Source organism: Halomonas sp. YLB-10 (assembly GCF_003856855.1).
Lineage (GTDB): Bacteria > Pseudomonadota > Gammaproteobacteria > Pseudomonadales > Halomonadaceae > Halomonas > Halomonas litopenaei.
Genome location: NZ_RRCU01000003.1, coordinates 514,865 through 534,674 on the forward strand (window position 1 = coordinate 514,865; position 19,810 = coordinate 534,674).

Consider the following 19,810-nt stretch of genomic DNA (forward strand, 5'->3'; position numbering starts at 1 on the left):
CTTCCCGATGGTCGCCTTAGAGATTGAAGGCGTCTTCCACCAGTTGGCGCTGCTGTTCGGTGTGAACGGACATGTAGCCCGCCGCGGGAGCCGCCGATGCCGGACGTCCGGCAAACTTCAGCTGACCGCCCAGGCCGTCCTTGAGCGAATCGGCGACGATGCGCAGATTGTGCTGCATGGAATACCAGGCGCCCTGGTTCAGAGGCTCTTCCTGACACCAGACGATGTCGGTGACGCCGCTGTAGTCCTTGAGCGTCTCGATCAGCTCTTCCTTGGGGAACGGATAGAGCTGTTCGACGCGCACGATCGCTACATCGTCACGCAGGTTCTCCTCGCGCCAGTTGGCCAGATCGTAGTAGACCTTGCCCGAGCACATGATGATCCGCTCGACCTTGGACGCATCACGCTGTCCCTGGTCGGGCAGCACCATGTTGAAGCTGCCGTTGGCGAGGTCCTCGAGGCTCGAGGTGGCTTCCTTGTGGCGCAGCAGGCTCTTCGGCGACATCACCACCAGCGGCTTGCGCAGCGGGCGAATCACCTGACGGCGCAGCAGGTGATAGATCTGCGCCGGGGTGGTCGGCACGCACACCTGCATGTTGTGCTCGGCGCACAGCTGCAGGAAGCGCTCGAGACGCGCCGAGGAGTGCTCGGGGCCCTGCCCTTCGAAACCGTGGGGCAGCAGCATGGTCAGGCCACACAGACGGCCCCACTTGGTCTCGCCGGAGGAGATGAACTGGTCCACCACCACCTGGGCGCCGTTGAAGAAGTCACCGAACTGCGCTTCCCAGATCACCAGCGCGTTGGGCATGGTGGTCGAGTAGCCGTACTCGAACGCCAGCACCGCCTCCTCGGAGAGGAAGGAGTCATGGATGGTGAAGCGCGGCTGACCGTCCGCCATGTGCTGAAGCGGCACGTAGGTGGAACCGTCGGCCTGGTTGTGGATCACCGCATGGCGGTGCGAGAAGGTACCGCGTCCGACATCCTGACCGGTCAGGCGAATCGGGTGCCCCTGCTCGAGCAAGGTGGCGTAGGCCAGGGTTTCGGCGAAGCCCCAGTTCATCGCCAGCCCACCGCCCTGCATCTTGCGGCGATCATCATAGATCTTGGCGACCTGACGCTGCACCTTCACCCCGTCAGGGATCTCGCACATCTTGGCGGCGAGCTGCTTGAGCCGCTTCATGTCGAAGGTGGTATCGGCATGCCCGGTCCACTCGTGACCGAGGTACGGCTTCCAGTCGACGAACAGTGAGGTGTTGGGTTCCTGCACCAGGGCATTGGCCACGTGATTGCCGGCGACCAGATCATCGCGATACTTCTCGACCACCGCCTTGGCTTCGTCTTCGCTCAGCACGCCCTGCTTGACCAGGCGCTCGGCGTAGATCGCACGAGAGGACGGATGGTCCTTGATCTTGCGGTACATCATCGGCTGGGTGCCGGAGGGCTCGTCCGCCTCGTTGTGGCCGCGGCGGCGGTAGCACACCAGATCGATGACCACGTCCTTCTTGAACTGCTGACGATAGTCCAGGGCCACCTGGGTCACGTGGAGCACCGCGTCGGGATCGTCACCGTTCACGTGCAGGATCGGCGCCTGCACCATCTTGGCGATGTCGGTGCAGTACTCGGTGGAACGCGCGTCCTCGGGATGCGAGGTGGTGAAGCCGACCTGGTTGTTGATGACGATGTGCACCGTGCCACCGGTCTTGTAGGCACGGGTCTGGGACATCTGGAACGTCTCCATGACCACGCCCTGACCAGCGAAGGCGGCATCGCCATGGACGTTGATCGGCAGCACCTTGCCGCCATCGACATCGTCGCGGCGATCCTGGCGAGCGCGCACCGAGCCTTCCACCACCGGCGCCACGATTTCGAGGTGCGAGGGGTTGAAGGACATCGCCAGGTGAACCTCACCGCCCGGCGTCATCACGTTGGAGCTGAAGCCCTGGTGATACTTGACGTCACCGGAACCGCGCTCGATCAGCTTCTTGCCGTCGAACTCGTCGATCAGCTCGCCGGGGTTCTTGCCGAGGATGTTGACCAGCACGTTGAGGCGACCGCGGTGGGCCATGCCGATGACCACTTCCTTGGTGCCGTAGCTGCCCGCGCGCTGGATCAGCTCGTCCATCATCGGAATGAAGGTCTCGCCACCCTCAAGGCCGAAGCGCTTGGTGCCCGGGTACTTGGAGGCCAGGTAGCTTTCCAGCCCTTCGGCCGCGGACAACCGCTCGAACAGCTGCTTGCGGCGATCATCACCATGGTCCGGAGCCGAGCGCACCGACTCGAAACGCTGCTGCAGCCAGCGCTTCTCTTCGGTGTCGACGATATGCATGAACTCGCAACCAATCGAACGGCAATAGGTGCGATCCAGCGCATCGACGATTTCCTTGAGCGGCGCCTGGTCCTTGCCCAGGAAGAAAGAACCGGTCTGGAACTCGGTATCGAGGTCGGCCTTGGACAGCTGGTGGAACGCCAGATCAAGATCAGGCACCGGCTTCGGATCACGCAGCCCCAGCGGGTCGATGTCGGCCTTCTGGTGGCCCCGGAAGCGATAGGCGTTGATCAGCTGCAGGACCTTGACCTGCTTGCGGCTCTCTTCGCTGTCGACGGTCGCGGCGCCGGCAACGGCGGTGCGACGTTCGCGGCCAAGCTGATAGAACTGATCACGGATCGGTGAGAGGGGGGTCTCGTCGGACGGGGCGCCTTCCTGGCGTGACAACTCGTCGAAGTAATCGCGCCATTCATCGGAGACGGCGCTAGGGTCGTCGAGGTACTGCTCATAGAGCGCTTCCACGTAGTGGACGTTGCTGCCCGTCACGTGAGAGGAGCGCCACATCAACTCCATTATGCCTTGTTGCATCTCTCGGTCACCCTGCACTGATGGGGTGGTAGTGGGCTCGATGCTCGTGATCTACCGCGGGCGTGGCGCAGGCCCCTCAGTGGAAGGCGTCCTGCCCATCGTCACCCTTGGCACTGACCATCATCGAGCGCCCTGGTGGTTCTGCCGCGGTCATCGGGGCCGCGGTCGATCTGCCTAGCGGTCTTGCATCATGCTCAAAAGCCGGTGCCCATGGCACCGGCTCCTGACGCTGTCATCCGGGGGCGCGACAGGATGCCGCGCCCCGGACCGAGCCCATGATAACAAGCCCGGCGCCACGATTTAAGTGGCATTCGCCAGCAACATCTCACGGATCTTGCCGATCGCCCGAGTCGGGTTAAGCCCCTTGGGGCAGACCGCCACACAGTTCATGATGCCGCGGCAACGGAATACGGAGAACGGATCCTCCAGCTCCGACAGACGCTCCTGGGTCGCCGTATCGCGGGAATCCGCGAGGAAGCGATAGGACTGCAGCAGGCCGGCGGGACCGACGAACTTCTCCGGGTTCCACCAGAACGACGGGCACGAGGTCGAACAGCAGGCGCACAGGATGCACTCGTACAGACCGTCGAGCTTGTCGCGCTCTTCCGGAGACTGCAGGCGCTCGATGGCCGGCGCCGGCGTGTCATTCTGCAGGTACGGCTGGATCTTCTCGTACTGCTTGTAGAACAGCGCCATGTCGACCACCAGATCACGAATGACCGGCAGGCCGGGCAAAGGACGCAGCACCAGCTTGTTGTTCTTGACCACCTCGGACAGCGGGGTGATGCAAGCCAGGCCGTTCTTGCCGTTCATGTTCATGCCGTCACTACCGCAGACGCCTTCACGGCAGCTGCGACGGAAGGCCACGGAGCTGTCGTCCTCCTTGATCATCTCAAGCAGGTTCAGCACCATCAGGTCGCGACCCTGGGTGTCGACCTCGAACTCCTGCATATAAGGCGCGGAGTCGGTTTCCGGGTTGTAGCGGTACAGGGATACCTGAAGCTTGGACATGCTGACTCCCCCTTAATAGGTACGGATTTTCGGCTCGAACTTGTCGACGGTCTTCGGCGCGAAATTGACATCGCGCTGACCGACCCGCTTCTCGCCGGGGAAGAACATGGAGTGCTTCAGCCAGTTGGCGTCGTCACGATCCGGATAGTCGTAGCGGGAGTGCGCACCGCGACTCTCCTTGCGCTCCAGTGCAGCGATGGCGGTGGCCTCGGCCACTTCCATCAGGTTGTCGAGCTCGAGCGCCTCGACCCGGGCAGTGTTGAACGCATGGGACTTGTCGGCCAGATGGGCGTTGGCGATCCGTCCACGCAGTTCGGCCAGCTTCTCGACGCCTTCGACCATGTTCTTCTCTTCGCGGAACACGCCGAAGGAGTTCTGCATGATGCTCTGCAGCTCGCGCTTGAGCTCAGGCACGCTCTCGCCACCCTCGGACTCGTTCCAGCGAGTGATGCGCTTCATCGCGATCTCGATGTCGGACTCGCGGGCGTCCAGATACTCGATACCTTCGTTGAGCGCGCTCTCGATGTACATGCCGGCGGCACGCCCGAACACCACCAGGTCCAGCAGCGAGTTGCCGCCCAGACGGTTGGCGCCGTGCACCGAGACACAAGCCGCCTCGCCACAGGCATACAGGCCGTTGATGATCTGGTCGTTGCCGTCGGCATCCTGGGCGATCGCCTGACCATGCACGTTGGTGGCGATACCACCCATCATGTAGTGGCAGGTCGGTACCACCGGGATCGGCTCCTTGGCCGGATCCACGTGGGCGAAGGTCTTGGCCAGCTCGACGATACCCGGCAGACGCTTGGACAGCACCTCCTCGCCCAGGTGGTCGAGCTTGAGGAAGACGTGATCGCCGTCTTCGCCGCAACCACGGCCTTCGAGGATTTCCATGACCATGGAGCGCGCAACCACATCGCGGCCGGCGAGGTCCTTGGCGTTCGGCGCATAGCGCTCCATGAAGCGCTCGCCGTCCTTGTTGACCAGGTAGCCGCCTTCACCGCGACAACCTTCTGTCACCAGCACACCGGCACCGTGGATACCGGTCGGGTGGAACTGCCACATTTCCATGTCCTGCATCGGCACACCGGCACGCAGCGCCATGCCGATACCGTCACCGGTGTTGATCAGGGCATTGGTGGTGGAGGCATAGATGCGACCGGAACCGCCGGTGGCCAGCACGGTAGCCTTGGACTTTACGTGCACCACTTCACCGGTCTCGATATCCATGGCGATACAGCCGACCACGTCACCGTTGGCGTTCTTCACCAGGTCGACGGCGTACCATTCATTGAGAAAGGTGGTGTTATTTTTCAGATTGTTCTGGTACAGCGTGTGCAGCAGAGCGTGTCCGGTACGGTCGGCCGCGGCGCAGGTACGGGCCGCCTGGCCGCCTTCGCCAAAGTTCTTGGACTGACCACCGAACGGGCGCTGATAGATCCGCCCATTGTCGAAACGGGAAAACGGCAGGCCCATGTGCTCGAGTTCGAACACCGCCTTCGGCCCCTCGGAACACATGTATTCCGCAGCGTCCTGGTCGGTGATGTAGTCACCGCCCTTGACGGTGTCGTACATGTGCCAGCGCCAGTCGTCGTTGGGGTCGGAGGAAGCGATGGCACAGGTAATGCCGCCCTGGGCGGACACGGTGTGCGAACGCGTCGGGAAGACCTTGGACAGCACCGCGGTCTTCTTGCCGGACTTGGCCAGCTCCAGCGCCGCACGAAGGCCGGCACCACCGCCACCGATGATGATGGCGTCAAAGGTCAAACTACGCATGGTTGACATGTATCAGGCTCCCCACAGCACTTGGATGCCCCAGACCAGGAACACGAAGATGGCAATGATGATGACGGACTGGGTGCCGACACGAATGGCGGTCGGCTTGATGTAGTCGGTGGTCACGGTCCACAGGCCCACCCAGGCATGGGCGGCCAGCGAGACGAAGGCCAGCAACGAGAAGATTCGCATCCAGGTCTGCTCGAACAGACCGCTCCAGGTGGCATAGTCGAGCTGCGGATGAGCCAGCAGATAGACCACCAGAAAGACCGTGTAGAGCGCCATGACAACCGCACTGGCCCGCTGGATGATCCAGTCGGACAGGCCGCTGCGGCTGAAGCTCGTGATGTTGGTTACCATACCCAGACTCCCGCCAGAATGATCAGGACAACGCTCGCCACGATGGTGATCTGCGCCTTTTTCACCGCACCTTCCAATGACACGCCGATGTTGGCGTCCATAATGAAGTGCTTGCAGCCGGCGACGAAGTGGAAGGCCAGAGCGGACAACAGTCCCCAGGCCACCAGCTTGGCGAAGAAGTTGTGCGCCAGCGCATCGCGTACGGCATCGAAACCGGCCGGCGAGGACAACGAGGCGTCCAACGCCCAGAAGCCGAAGATCAGACCGACGAAGAGAATGACGCCAGTGACCCGGTGGGTAATCGACGTCAAGGCGGGAAGGGGGAAGTGGATCGTGGATAGATCCAGATTTACGGGTCGTTTGCTATTCACGGCTCTCTACACACTCTCTTGGCCCACTCTACGACATACGGGCCAGAGGCCCGAGCGGGCGGTGGTTTTGGGAAGGGCGCTGTCGTGACCCAACCTGCGACAAGTTGGACACGACCTCCTGTTCCTGCCAGTCGCGGCCTGAATTATAGGGACATGCCCCCACCATGACAAATGGCATGACCATGCAATTTGGCGAACGCTTCGTCGGAAAATGCGGCAAAGCTGCATAAAAATGCGACTTCGTCAAGTTGCTGCACCGCAAAAGGACAGCCTATGGTGCAAAGCACCATAACCTATACAACACCTATACTGCTAAATGAGCATAGTACAACAGCAAGCGTTCAATGGGAGAATTGACAATATCCTGAACGCTTCTATAGTGGGCGAACCTTTTTTGCCGGGCGACCCCCTATTCGTCGGCACGTTAGTGAGAAATGACAACGTATCGCTCCATATCGAACACGAAGGAGGCCTGACATGGCTGAGAGAAAAGCGACCCTGACGGTGGATGGTCTGGAGAAACCTGTCGAACTTCCCGTCCATTCAGGCACCCTCGGCCCCGACGTCGTTGACGTGCGCGGACTCGGAGCGGAAGGCCTCTTTACCTTCGACCCCGGCTTCCTGGCCACCTCTTCCTGCGAATCCGGCATCACCTACATCGATGGCGCCAACGGCGTGCTGCTGCATCGCGGCTACCCGATCGAGCAGCTGGCCAAGCATTCCAACTTCGTCGAACTCTGCTACACCCTGCTGTTCGGTGAACTGCCGGACGAAGAGCAGTACAAGGACTTCGAGCACCGGGTGCGCAACCACACCATGGTCCACGAGCAGATCGCCAACTTCTTCAAGGGGTTCCGTCGCGACGCCCACCCCATGTCGATCATGTGCGGCGTGATTGGCGGCCTGGCGGCGTTCTATCATGACCACCTGGACATCACCCAGGCCAAGGACCGCGAGATCAGCGCCATTCGCCTGATCGCCAAGATGCCGACCATCGCGGCCATGTCCTACAAGTACAACATCGGCCAGCCTTTCAACTACCCGCGCAACGACCTGAACTATGCAGAGAACTTCCTCTACATGATGTTCAGCAATCCGTGCGAGCCCTACGAGATCAATCCGGTCTACGCCAAGGCCATGGACCGCATCTTCATGCTGCACGCGGACCACGAGCAGAACGCCTCCACCTCCACGGTGCGCCTGGCAGGCTCCACCGGCGCCAACCCGTTTGCCTGCATCAGCGCCGGCATCGCGGCCCTGTGGGGTCCAGCCCACGGTGGCGCCAACGAAGCAGTGCTCAACATGCTCGACGAGATCGGCGACGACTCCGAAGAGAACATCCAGCGCTTCATCGACAAGGCCAAGGACAAGGATGACCCGTTCAAGCTGATGGGCTTCGGTCACCGCGTCTATCGCAACTTCGACCCGCGCGCCAAGGTCATGAAAGAGACCTGCGACGAGGTCCTGGAAGAACTGGGCAAGGCCGACGATCCGCAACTCAAGATCGCCAAGCGCCTGGAGCAGATCGCCCTGGAAGACGAGTACTTCGTCGAGCGCAAGCTCTATCCGAACGTCGACTTCTATTCCGGCATCATCCTCAAGGCGATGGGCATCCCGACCAACATGTTCACGGTCATCTTCGCGGTATCCCGTACCATCGGCTGGATCTCGCACTGGAACGAGATGATCAGCGAAAGCTACAAGATCGGTCGTCCGCGCCAGCTCTACACCGGGCATCCCAAACGCGACTACCCGTCCAAGTAATTCGCCGACCAGGTAATTCGCGTGACGCCCGCTGCCCCAGGCAAGGCAATCGCCGTCACGCCAGAAGACGCAACATCCCGCGTCGCATTGCCATGAAAAGGGCCGCCCTCCGGGGCGGCCCTTTTTTTGTTCAACTTTTTTGCCCAACGGATGAACGGACACGCCTACCGGCGCTATGCTGACCCCCTCTAGCGAAACAACAAAGGAGCGCTTTCATGAGTCGAGACATCTCCACCGTCGCCTTTATCGGCCTTGGGGTCATGGGCTACCCCATGGCAGGCCATCTCGCCGAAGCCGGACTGACGGTACGGGTCTACAATCGCACCCAAAGCAAGGCCGAACAGTGGTGCGAGCGCTTCGACGGCAGCCATCATGCGACACCCGCCGAGGCCGCCAGCGGCGCCGATCTGGTACTGGTGTGCGTGGGCAATGACGACGACGTTCGCGAGGTCACCACCGGGCCCGACGGGGTACTGTCGACGCTCTCCCAGGGCGCCATCCTGGTGGACCATACCACCGCCTCCTCGAGCCTCGCCGAGGAGCTCGACCAGGCCTGCCAGAAGCAGGATGTGGGCTTCATCGATGCGCCGGTCTCTGGCGGCCAGCAAGGAGCAGAGAACGGCGCCCTGACCATCATGTGCGGCGGCCAGGAGGAACACTTCTCCAGGGCAAGGCCGGTACTCGAGCACTATGGCAGAGCCGTGACCTTGATGGGCGGCGTCGGCGCTGGACAGCTGACCAAGATGGTCAACCAGATCTGCATCGCGGGCCTTGTCCAGGGCCTCGCTGAAGGCCTTCATTTCGCCGAGCAAGCGGGTCTCGACCAGGAGCGGGTGGTCGAGGTCATCAGCCAGGGAGCCGCCGGATCGTGGCAGATGGAGAACCGTCACGCGACCATGATCCGTGACGAATACGAGCATGGCTTCGCCGTCAACTGGATGCGCAAGGATCTGGATATCTGTCTGAACCAGGCGCGTCAGCTGGAGGCTCGCCTGCCGGTGACCGCCCTGGTGGACCAGTTCTACGCCGACGTGCAGGCAATGGGGGGTGGGCGCTGGGACACGTCCTCATTGCTGCGACGCCTGCGCGAAAGGTCTGACAGCAAGGACTGACATTTTCCATACCTGCCGGGCCAGCGCCCTCCTGCTGGCCCGACCTTCCCGCGGCGCCGGCATGCGCTCATGGGCCAACATCCCCCTCTCTTCTCAAGCCCCTTACACCCCGCCCAGCGTTTTCCACACTTTCTGTGGATAACCCTGTTCACAACCTATCGAAACCGCCCTCGAATCGCCATGAACTGGGCTTTGGACTTAGATTGGTTAATTTTTAACCTGTCGCAACACATTGATTTTGAAAGGAAAAAATATAAATCGCGTAACCACGGGCGTTATCCCCGTAGCAGAGGCTGACCGGGGGAAAAATGCGTCACTGGTGGACAAGAGGAAGGTTCTGTCAAGCCGTACAAGACAGTTTTTGCAAACCATCCACAAGCAAACTGAGGCTTCGTGCAAATCACGAAGAGCTCACAAAGCGAATGGTGATAACAAGAGGAGAGACCACGGAGTTCACAACGATTCATGCGAAAGCATGAATCCATGCGGAGCAGACGCTACGCACAGGAAGTGGCGTCCCATAGGGGGTTCGAACCCCTGTTCCCGCCGTGAAAGGGCGGTGTCCTGGACCACTAGACGAATGGGACGCAGCCTGAAACGAGATTGGTGGAGCCTAGCGGGATCGAACCGCTGACCTCGACACTGCCAGTGTCGCGCTCTCCCAGCTGAGCTAAGGCCCCATCTCGTGAAGACGAGACGTATCTTACGGATATCATAAGATTTGGTCAACCCCGGAAGCGCCAAAATTTTTCGGTGTCCCGGCCATTGCGAAGACCTCATGGCAATCGAGCCAATCAAGCCTCCCCCACCGCCATCACTTGTCACTATTCCGCCGGCAACTCGCGATATTCCTTCTCGAAGCGCTTGGCCTGCTTCTTGGAGACGCCACCCAGCACGCCAATGGCGTGACGCAGGCGGGCGCGGGGGAGCTGAACGCAACAAGCGCCATGGCGATGGGGGCTCGCGATAAAGCCTCTCCCCCACCGCCATCACTTGTCACTATTCCGCCGGCAACTCGCGCTTTTTCTCCGGAAAGCTCGCGGCGCGCCTTCTCGAAGCGCTTGGCCTGCCTCCTGGAGACGCCACCCAGCACGCCGATGGCGTGACGCAGGCGGGCGCGGGGGAGCTGAACGTATCAAGCGCCATGGCGATGGGGGGCTCGCAATAACGCCTCTCCCCCACCGCCATCACTTGTCACTATTCAGCCGGCAGCTCGCGATATTCCTTCTCGAAGCGCTTGGCCTGCTTCTTGGAGACGCCACCCAGCACGCCGATGGCGTGACGCAGGCGGGCGCGGGTCATGTCGGAGCCAAGAATCGCCATGGCGTCCATCACCGAGGTGCTCGATGACGAGCCGGTGATGGCGATAAAGACCGGTGCCAGCAGTACCTTCATCTTCAGATCGAAGTGGCTGCCCAACAGCTTGATCTCGGCCAGCAGCGCGTCCTTGTTCCAGCTGGACACACCTTCGAGCCGCCAGACCAGTAACTGCAGCAGCTTGACGAGATCTTCACGCTCCAGGTTGATCCCGTCGAAGCTCGCTTCACTGATGGCGGGCAACCCGGAGAAGAAGTGCCCCGCCAGAGGCGCCACGTCGGACAAGGTATCGACCCGGGTGCGCACCTGGGGCAGGATCTGCGCCACATAGTCTTCATTGAACGCCCAGGTCATCAAGGCCTGGAGAAAGGCGCGGTCGTCCAGGTCCTCGCGCAGGTAGACACCGTTGAGCCAGGTCAGCTTCTCGAGATCGAACACCGGGCCACCCAGCGATACCCGCTGAATGTCGAAGTTTTCCATCATCTCGGCGAGGGAGAACTTCTCTCGTTCGTCCGGCATGGACCAGCCCATACGTCCGAGATAGTTGGTTACCGCCTGGGGCAGGAATCCCATACGCCGATAATAGTTGATCGAGGTAGGGTTCTTGCGCTTGGACAGCTTGGACTTGTCGGGATTGCGCAGCAGCGGCATATGGCACAGCTCAGGCATGTCCCAGCCAAAGTACTCATACAGCAACTGGTGCTTGGGCGCCGAATTGATCCACTCCTCGCCACGCAGCACGTGGGTGATCCCCATCAGGTGATCATCCACCACATTGGCCAGGTGATAGGTCGGCATGCCGTCGGACTTGAGCAGGATCTGCGCATCCACCTGGGCCCAGTCCACCTCGATGGCGCCACGCAGCATGTCCTGAACGACGCAGGGGCCGCTTTCCGGCACCTGCATGCGCACCACATAGGGCATGCCCTCTTGCTCGCGACGGGCCTGTTCATCGGGATCAAGCGCCAGATCGGCCGGCTTCAGCGCCAGGTGCAGCCCCTGGGCCTTGCGCGCCTCACGCAGCTCGTCGAGCTCCTCGCTGGTGCGGTAACACTTGAAGGCATGGCCGGCATCGATCAATCGCTGGGCGTGCTCGGCATAGATGTCTCCTCGCTCGCTCTGACGATAGGGACCATGCGGGCCGCCTACATCGGGTCCTTCGTCCCATTCGAGCCCCAACCAGCGCAACGAATCGAGGATCATCTGCTCCGACTCGGCGGTGGAACGAACACGATCGGTGTCCTCGATGCGAAGGATGAACTCTCCCCCATGCTGTCGAGCAAAGCACAGGTTGAACAAGGCAATGTAGGCGGTTCCTACGTGGGGGTCCCCGGTGGGCGACGGGGCGATACGCGTGCGAACAGTCATAACGTCCTGCATCCTGAAGTCGTTGAAGCCAAGCTGGCGGCGTGGGCGCATTATACGCACCGACGAAGCAATTGCGCAGGACCCGGCGGGATTCGCGAAACTCTGAAATCGTCACCCCGTGCGGGACTCGAACAGGTTGCCACCCCACCCAGGCCAGGAGAGCGACATGGACAGACTTCCCGACGGCTATCGCGCCCTCGTCATCGGCGGCAATGGAGGCATAGGTCGCGCCGTCGTCGATCGACTGCTCGCCGACCCACGGCTGGGGCAGGCGACCGTCGTCAGCCGAACCTCCTTTCAGGCCTCCTCTTCTCGCCTGGAAGCGATCCAAGGCGATGTCACCACTGCACAGGGCCGCGCTGACCTGGGTCGAGCCCTTCACGGCCCTGCTGGCCAAGCCGTTCCTCTTCACCTTGTGGTCAACGCCATTGGCCTGCTGCACGACGAAGCAAGCAACATTCAGCCCGAGAAACGCCTGGAGGACCTCGACGAAGCCGCCCTGACGACCCTTTTTCAGGTCAACGCCGCCACGCCGGGCTTGATGCTCCAGACGCTGCTTCCCCACCTCAAGGGCTCCCATCCCACCACCGTGGTCAGCCTATCGGCACGGGTCGGCTCGATCGGCGATAACGGCCTGGGCGGCTGGTACGCCTACCGCGCCAGCAAGGCCGCCCACAACATGCTGATGAAAACCGCTGCCATCGAACTCAAGCGATTGAATCCCCGGTCCTGCGTGCTGAGCTTCCACCCGGGTACCACCGACAGCTTGCTGTCACGCCCCTTTCAGGCCCGAGTCCCTGAGCACAAGCTGTTCACCGCCGACTTTGTCGCCGACCGACTGATGACCATGGTGCAGCAGCGTGGCCCCGACGACAGCGGCGGCTTCTTCGACTGGGCCAACGAGCCGATCACCTGGTAGTGCGGCATAGGAACCGTCGAATATCGTTGACGCCTGATATTGCACAAGAGGTGCTTATGAATGAGTATTCTAAATTCTCTTTATGTGTCGACAGGAAGGTTCCATGGACGCGCTGGGTCCGCGCATCAAATCTTTGAGGTTGGCAGCCGGCTTGAACAAGGCGGCGCTGGCTCGCCAGGTCGGGGTCTCTGACGTCACCATTTCCTACTGGGAGTCCGGCACCATCAAGCAGATCGGGCATGAACGCCTGGTGGCGCTGTCACAGGCCCTTAACTGCCCCCTGGCACACCTGCTGGAAGGAGAACCGAGCCGACCATCTCCCCTCTACCTGAGATCGACCCTGCCGCTGCCCTGGCAGGAAGTCGCCCACAAGGGGATCGATCTGCCACTGGAGCTGATCCCGGAGCAGCGTTGGGACGGTGACTGCCACCTGGTGACGCCAGCGCCGGATGAGCACTTCGATTTTCTGGGACCGCTGGATCTGGCCGCCGTGGCTCCGACCGAGATATTCCGGCAGCCGGGACTCTATCTTGTGGCGGAGGAAGACACCCTGTACCTGCGCCGAGTCGCACAGGACAACAACGGGCAACTGACCTTTCAGCGCCAGGGCCAGACCACCACCATGCCTTATCACAGCGGCATGCGCCTCAAGGCCAAGGTGGTAGCGCTATGGCGTAGCGAGTCAGCGACCTGAGGTGAGACGAAAAGCAGAGATGAAACCAAAAGCAGTCGGCCGGGCCTGACGTTTCATCTCTCGCCTACCCAGATCATCCAACCAGGCGCCCAACCCCCGGGAGCGAGCCCGACGGGTCAGGTCGGTCAATCCGGCCTTACTGTCCCTTGCCGCCTCAGCCCTGCCCGGCTGTCTTGTCGCCACCGCTCTCTGTGCCTTGCCCTTCTTATCCCCTGCGCTTCTTATCACTTGCGTTTCTTATCTCTTGAGCTTCTTACCCCTGGCGCCGTTTATCCCTCTTACTTATAAGTCGGCGATGGCGTCCAGGCGTGTTCGACACATGACGTCCGCTTCCAGCCATCTTCCAGGACGCTTTTCTGGAACACTTCTCCAGAACTGTTCTCAGTCTTTTCCAAGAACTCTTCTCAAGAACGTTGCCCCGAGAACCCTTCCCAAGAACTCTTCTCAAGAACGTTGCCCCGAGAACTCTTCCCAAGAACTTTTCTCGAGCATGTTTTCCGAGAACACTTCTCAAAGCCTTTTCAGATACATCTTCTCAACAACTTTTCGCAAGAACTTTGCCAGGAACACTTCTCAAGAACACGTTTCCGGAACGATTTCCAAAAACGATTTCCAAAAGCGACTTCCACGGGCGGCCTGTAACAACTTCCTGCTGCGTTCGCGTCTTAGGGACACTTATCAAGGGCTGCTTTCAAGGGTTGATTCAGGGGCTTTGCTGCACTTCGACATCGTCCAGCGTTCGTCGCACTTCCTGTCCTACCAGAAACCGCTGGCTAGCCTTGATGATCTTGCCCAGTCCATGCTCCGACGTGGCAACCAGCGGCCCATCAAGGTGCTCGCCGCTCGGCCCGATCCGCTCCTTGACCTCGGCGGGCTGCACGTCAGCAGGCGCGGTGACCAGTTCGATACGATAGTAGCCATCGGGCAACCCGCTACCGGGACCGTAGGGCCCGGCTGCCACACTGCCCTCACGCACCTCGGTGCGTGACTGCCAACGCACATTGCTGGCCTCGCGCACCACCCGAAGCTGGACTTTAGTGCCTTCCGGCAAGTTGGTCGTGGCCGCCACATGCATTCGCCGATCCGACGCCAGCCGGATATCCAGCGAAACCGTCACCGGCTCGTCCAGCGCCGCTACCGTCATCGGTTCAGGTTCAGGTTCATCAACTCGGGACGTCACCCTTTCGACAGGACCGGACGCGATGTCTCGCTCACCGCTCGTCTCCGAAGGCTGACTCACTGTTGAATCTCCATCACAGGCCGCCAGTACCCCGGCAACCATGGCTCCTGCGACCAACATTACTACAAAACGCCAAGGGCTCATCATCACCTCTCCTTGCTGCTACATGAGCCTAGCACGGTGCTAGTTCAGTGTACGCCCGAGCGCCCCGCCCTTTTCAAAACAATCTTCAGCACAATCACTTCATAACACCTTTCATTACGTTTGATAACACTTAAACACCAATTAAAACCCATAAAAAGCTAATAAAAAGGAATTATGCGTAAAGATGCATCTACGCTAAATATTCAACGACAAGAGTTTTAGAAAGCCCATACAGGCTTCATTGCCTTTCCACCAAGACAACCATTACATCCGGACTAGGTGAGGTATAAACCGATGACTTTGCAACGAAAACTGCTCGTTATTGCTCTCGCCAGCGCGATGGCGACCCTGACCGCCTGCTCTGGTGATTCCAGCAACTCTCGCACCCTGGCCAGTAACAGCCAGGACCCGATTACCAGCGGTGGCGACGATGGCTCCGGTGGCGCCGGTGGCGATGGCGGCTCAGGTGGCGATGGCGGCTCCGGTGGCGATGGCTCCGGTGGTGATGGCTCCGGTGGTGATGGCTCCGGTGGTGATGGATCCGACGGTGGTGATGGCGGCGATGGCATTGCCCGCTCATCGCTGGAAGGTGTCTTCCTGGCGACCGCCGATACCAGCGACGGTGTAGACACCACGCTTACTGACATCGGGAACGGCATCTCCCAGCAGAGCGCCGTCCCTCAATTGGCCAGCGTCACCGAACCTGCAGGTACGATCGTCTCCGAAACGGGCGATGCGGTCGGCGACATCTCGAGCGGCATACGCGATGGTGTCGGCAGCCTCAGTACCAATGACAACTATCTGGGCACCACCGCCGCAGGCGTGACCAACGGTGTCGGCGAGCTTGGACAGGCAGTTTCGGCGACAGGAGACACCGTTGCCGGCCTGGGCGAACTGCCCGTAGTGATGGAACTCGACGCCCGAACAGGACTGGTGACCAAGCTCGGTACCACCGTCAATGGGCTCGGCGGCAAGGTGGAGCGCGCAGGCGACGCACTCAGCGTTAATTTCGAGGATTCCAGCGAGGTGCTCGGGGCCACCACTACCAAGCTTGGTGTTGCCCTTCGTCCTGTGCTGCTGGGCACCGACGGCAAGGTCACACGCGTCGGTCAAGCGCTGGTGTTGCCGGCCCAGGCCGGCAACCTGCTGCTACGCACCGGTGGCACCCTGGCCGACCTCGGTCAGCGTATCGGTGAACGCTACTCTCTGCTTGGCGGCGCCGGCGATAGCGTGACCGGCAGCGGTAATATCGTCATCGCGACCGGCGAGCTGCTCGGCGGGGGTGAAGGCGACAATGGCTCAGGCGGCGGCCTCGGCGGACTGCTCGATGGCGATACCAGCGCGCCTGAAGACGGCCGCACCGACCTGGAGCGCACCGTCGCCAGCGCAGGACAGACCGGCGCCGGTGCTGGAGACGCGGTCACCGCCCTGGGCGATGGCATTTCGCAACAAAGTCTGGGAGGACGTGGAGAGTTCGTCACCGACGGGCTGGGCAATGTCATCAGCAATGGCGGCCAAGCCGTATCCGGGCTCAGCAACGGACTCGACAATGGTCTGGGCAACTTCTCGAATAACCCCAACGCTGTGGGAACCACCTTGGCCGGCGGCGGTGTAGCGGTCTCCGAAACCGGAGAGGTGGTATCCAGCCTCGGCGCCACCGTCGGCAACCTGAACCAGCTCCCCCTGGTCATGCAGCTCGACAACCGCAGCGGCGCCATCACCCAGCTCGGCAGCAGCGTCGCGGCCCTTGGTGGCGGCGTGACCCAGGCCGGTAACGTGCTGACCCTGAACTTCAACGACGATGGCTCGCACCTTGGTGGCCTGACCCGCGAAGTGTCGGCGGTATTGCGCCCCGTTGTCATCCAGACGGATAGCGGCGTTACCCAGCTCAGCCAGGCCCTGGTGGTCGGCCCCGAGGTAGGCAACGTGCTGATCCAGGCCGGCGTAGCGGTAGATGGACTGGGTGGCCGCCTGGGTCAGGGCAATGACCTCGCCGCTGGCGTGGGTGGTGCTGTCAGCGGTGTCGGAGGCATCGCCGCCAACACCGGCAGACTGCTGGGCGGTGATGAGGCTCGACTGCTTTCACGCCTCGATGGTCAGGGACTCAGTCAACTGGAATCTGCCGGGCTGCTGGGCCAAGGGGCTCTGCTCTCGGATCTCGGAGGAAGCCAGCAAGGCGGCCTCGGGGGCGGACTCGAGGCAGGGCTTGGCGACCAGCTTGGTGGTGACAGCAACCTCATCGCCGGACTCAACGATACGCTGGGCGGCGGCAGCGGCTTGACCGCAGGGCTTGGCGACACCCTCGGTGGCGACAGTGGCGGCGGCCTGGTCTCTGGCGTCTCCGATACCCTGACCAGCACCCTCGGCGGTGGCGACAGTGGCGGCGGCCTGGTCTCCGGCGTCTCCGACACCCTGACCAGCACCCTCGGCGGTGGCGACAGCGACAGCGGCGGTGGCCTGGTCGGCGGCACCCTGGACGCCGTCGGTGGCGTGACCGAGAAGCTTACCGGTGACATGGGAAGCAGCCAGGACGGCAGCAGTAACGACGCCAGCAGCAATGACGGCCTGGTCAGCAACGTTCTGGGAGGACTGCTGGGCAGAAACTGATCTCGCCTGACCAGCCATGCCAGACGCAGGCCCGATACCCCCGCGGGTATCGGGCCTTTTCTTGAGGTCATACCCAACACCAGTCCAGACGCTGTTCATAACAATATTCGAGACCCCTTGAGGGGCCTCTACCAGGGATCGACAAGGAAGCCTATGCCAAGCACTACGCCGCAACCAACGCCCTACACCAAGCCGCCTACCCCGCCACGTTCGCGATACAGTCCCCTTCCACTAGTGATGGCCGCCGGCAGCCTGCTGGCCGTGTCCCCCCTCCAGGCCCAGCAGACGCTGGAGACCGTCGACGACATCATCGAAAATCGCCGGCTGGCGCCACAACAGCGCAGCGTGGAAACCGAGGTTGACCTGCCCAGCGACGCCAGCGCCGGCATCCCTGCCCGCGTCACCGTGCGTCACGTGCGCTTCATCGGCGACAGCGTGCTGGATCTGGCCGAATTAAGTCAGGGACTTCAGGCCATGATCGGGCAGAGTGTGAGCCGAGAGGCCATCGAGGCCGAAGTCCAGGCGATCACCGACGCCTACCAGGACGGCGGCTATCCGCTGTCCTTCGCCTACCTGCCAACCAACAACTTTCGTGACGGCAACGTGCGCATCGTACTGGTGGAGGGGCATATCGCCCGTACCGAGATCGTGGTGGACGATGACCCCGTGGCGGGCCGAGTGGAGAAACTGGTCCAGCCATTGCTGGAAGAACGCCCTCTGACGCGCAGCACCTTTGAGCGTGTCAGCGGGCTGATCGAGCGAATTCCCGGTGCCAGCCTGACCCTGAAGGCACCGGTGCCGCGCACACCCAGCGGTGCCACTACCCTGCGTGTCGAAGAACGTCGTATCGATCATTTTGACTATTCGGGCAACCTCAGCGGCGGCGATGAGCAGGACGCCGTCTTCATCAACCGGGTCTCGACCCAGAGCCTGACTACCTGGGGCGACAGCCTGGGCTTCTCCTGGCTGTGGCCCATCGACAACGACAACGAGCTCTACGCGTTGGACTATCGTACCGATATCGGCAACGACGGCCTGACCCTGACCGCCTCCGCCGACAGCTATGACGGTGAGGACGAGGAGAATCTGATCTACCTGCTCGACGGACAGCGCTTCGATCTGCGCCAGGATCAGGATACCGACCGTAGACGCTATCGCCTGGGGCTGTCCTACCCCTTGCTGCTGTCACGCTCCTCGAGCCTGACCCTGGGCGGTGCCTTGCGTCATCACGACGAGACCAAGACCACATCACTCAGCTTCGAGGAACAGACCCTCAACCAACTGGTCGAGGAGTCCGAGTATTCGGCCGCCGATCTGGACCTGAACTATCGCACCCAGCGTGGACGGCAGTTCTGGCTGGCCTCGCTGGCCCTGCGCCAGGGCATGGATCTGGGGGCCAACGAGCAGCAGCGTCGGCTCAACGGTACACCGCTTGCCGACAACGGAGATCTGCACTTCACCCGCTGGCAGCTGGACGCCCAGTACAGACGCCTGTATGGCGATCACTGGCGCCTTACCGCCAGCGCCAACGGTTTCTACTCCGACGATGCGCTGCCGGAACCCGAGCGCGGCAACTACGGTGGCCAACGCTTCGGGCGCGGCTATGACGCCGGCCAGGCGGAGGGCGACTACGGTTTCGCCGGGGCGCTGGAACTACGCTATCTGCAGCCTGTGAATAGCGCCTGGCTTTCGCGCGTCGAGCCCTACCTGGTGCTGGATGGCGCCCGCACCGAGTTTCAGGAGCGCGACGCGGATAGCCACCTGGCTTCGGCGGCGGCCGGCGTCAGCCTGGGCAAAGGACGTCTGTACGGCCTCACCCTGGAATACGCTGAGCCCATCGGCGATCGTGACCTCGAGACCGATAGCCGCGAGGGTCGCATCAACGCCCGCCTGACCTGGAACTTCGAAGGCTGATCTCTGGGCTATGGATGAACTCGCCAGGGGCCGCCACACCGGGCCCCTGGCCATATCACCTGACCCAAGGCCCTCATTTGCGGCAGGGCCGGCCGCTCGCTCAGTCGGCCTCCCGGCCGCCCTTTCAGCCGCCCTTTCAGCCGCCCTGTCAGCCGCCCCCAGCGCCACTTCCTATTGCCCTGCACACGACAACCCTGCGCGTGTCTCGTCGTGCAGCGAGACCGCGTGTGGTGAAACATTGGCGTCGCCTCATTTCTTGAGCCAGGCCAGCAAATTTATCTCTCATCTCGCCGCATCGTCGCCGTCCTTGCAGCGGATCAAGCATTGTGCCGACCCAAGTCCCGACAGACTGTCGAGGCCCGTAGACTCGAAGACAGGCGGTCACACAAGGGCCGTCTGTCCCTGATCACACCGACAAC

At 61.7% G+C, this 19,810-nt stretch carries 13 protein-coding genes and 2 tRNA genes; 6 read left to right on the forward strand and 9 right to left on the reverse strand.

Annotation, left to right across the window (positions count from 1 at the left end):
• Positions 1 to 16: 16 nt before the first annotated feature.
• From EBB56_RS09775 to sdhC, 5 genes are all read right to left on the reverse strand, one after another.
• Positions 17 to 2,854: a 2-oxoglutarate dehydrogenase E1 component gene (locus tag EBB56_RS09775; protein ID WP_045992948.1), complete on the reverse strand. Its 2,838-nt coding sequence runs from the start codon at positions 2,852 to 2,854 to the stop codon at positions 17 to 19.
• A gap of 300 nt (positions 2,855 to 3,154) precedes the next feature.
• Positions 3,155 to 3,865, reverse strand: a complete 711-nt coding sequence (locus EBB56_RS09780) for a succinate dehydrogenase iron-sulfur subunit (protein ID WP_045992949.1) — start codon at positions 3,863 to 3,865, stop codon at positions 3,155 to 3,157.
• Between the two features lie 12 nt (positions 3,866 to 3,877).
• Entirely contained in the window at positions 3,878 to 5,650 is a 1,773-nt protein-coding gene (gene sdhA / locus EBB56_RS09785) for a succinate dehydrogenase flavoprotein subunit (RefSeq protein ID WP_124804175.1), read from the reverse strand.
• Between the two features lie 3 nt (positions 5,651 to 5,653).
• Positions 5,654 to 6,001 (reverse strand): succinate dehydrogenase, hydrophobic membrane anchor protein, encoded by a 348-nt coding sequence (gene sdhD / locus EBB56_RS09790; protein ID WP_045992951.1) that lies wholly within the window; start codon positions 5,999 to 6,001, stop codon positions 5,654 to 5,656.
• The gene (gene sdhC / locus EBB56_RS09795) at positions 5,995 to 6,372 is read right to left on the reverse strand and encodes a succinate dehydrogenase, cytochrome b556 subunit (protein ID WP_045992952.1); all 378 of its coding nucleotides are present in this window, start codon (positions 6,370 to 6,372) and stop codon (positions 5,995 to 5,997) included. Before sdhC ends, sdhD begins: the two co-directional genes overlap by 7 nt.
• 477 nt (positions 6,373 to 6,849) lie before the next feature.
• On the opposite strand from sdhC, the gene gltA reads away from it, so the two are divergent.
• Positions 6,850 to 8,136, forward strand: coding sequence for a citrate synthase (gene gltA / locus EBB56_RS09800; RefSeq protein ID WP_045992953.1), 1,287 nt, complete (start codon positions 6,850 to 6,852; stop codon positions 8,134 to 8,136).
• 215 nt (positions 8,137 to 8,351) lie between these two features.
• The gene (locus EBB56_RS09805; RefSeq protein ID WP_124804177.1) at positions 8,352 to 9,248 is read left to right on the forward strand and encodes an NAD(P)-dependent oxidoreductase; all 897 of its coding nucleotides are present in this window, start codon (positions 8,352 to 8,354) and stop codon (positions 9,246 to 9,248) included.
• A gap of 511 nt (positions 9,249 to 9,759) precedes the next feature.
• Here EBB56_RS09805 and EBB56_RS09810 read toward each other — a convergent pair.
• The 3 genes from EBB56_RS09810 to gltX form a co-directional block, all read right to left on the reverse strand.
• Positions 9,760 to 9,835: transfer RNA gene (locus tag EBB56_RS09810), tRNA-Glu, on the reverse strand.
• Between the two features lie 17 nt (positions 9,836 to 9,852).
• Positions 9,853 to 9,928, reverse strand: a tRNA-Ala gene (locus EBB56_RS09815).
• Positions 9,929 to 10,445: 517 nt separating this feature from the next.
• A complete protein-coding gene (gltX, locus tag EBB56_RS09820; RefSeq protein ID WP_124804179.1) occupies positions 10,446 to 11,933 on the reverse strand; it encodes a glutamate--tRNA ligase in 1,488 nt (495 codons plus the stop codon).
• Between the two features lie 166 nt (positions 11,934 to 12,099).
• Between gltX and EBB56_RS09825 the strand changes: the two genes are divergently transcribed.
• Entirely contained in the window at positions 12,100 to 12,852 is a 753-nt protein-coding gene (locus tag EBB56_RS09825) for an SDR family NAD(P)-dependent oxidoreductase (RefSeq protein ID WP_124804181.1), read from the forward strand.
• 103 nt (positions 12,853 to 12,955) lie between these two features.
• Complete coding sequence (locus EBB56_RS09830; RefSeq protein WP_162816469.1) at positions 12,956 to 13,546, forward strand: helix-turn-helix domain-containing protein; 591 nt, start codon at positions 12,956 to 12,958, stop codon at positions 13,544 to 13,546.
• 703 nt (positions 13,547 to 14,249) lie between these two features.
• Here the strand turns inward: EBB56_RS09830 and EBB56_RS21885 are convergent.
• Entirely contained in the window at positions 14,250 to 14,873 is a 624-nt protein-coding gene (locus tag EBB56_RS21885; protein WP_185696411.1) for a hypothetical protein, read from the reverse strand.
• Positions 14,874 to 15,164: 291 nt separating this feature from the next.
• On the opposite strand from EBB56_RS21885, the gene EBB56_RS09840 reads away from it, so the two are divergent.
• Both EBB56_RS09840 and EBB56_RS09845 read left to right on the forward strand, forming a co-directional pair.
• The gene (locus tag EBB56_RS09840; RefSeq protein ID WP_124804183.1) at positions 15,165 to 17,477 is read left to right on the forward strand and encodes a collagen-like triple helix repeat-containing protein; all 2,313 of its coding nucleotides are present in this window, start codon (positions 15,165 to 15,167) and stop codon (positions 17,475 to 17,477) included.
• A gap of 153 nt (positions 17,478 to 17,630) precedes the next feature.
• A complete protein-coding gene (locus tag EBB56_RS09845) occupies positions 17,631 to 19,391 on the forward strand; it encodes a ShlB/FhaC/HecB family hemolysin secretion/activation protein (protein ID WP_124804185.1) in 1,761 nt (586 codons plus the stop codon).
• The last annotated feature ends 419 nt before the right edge of the window (positions 19,392 to 19,810 follow it).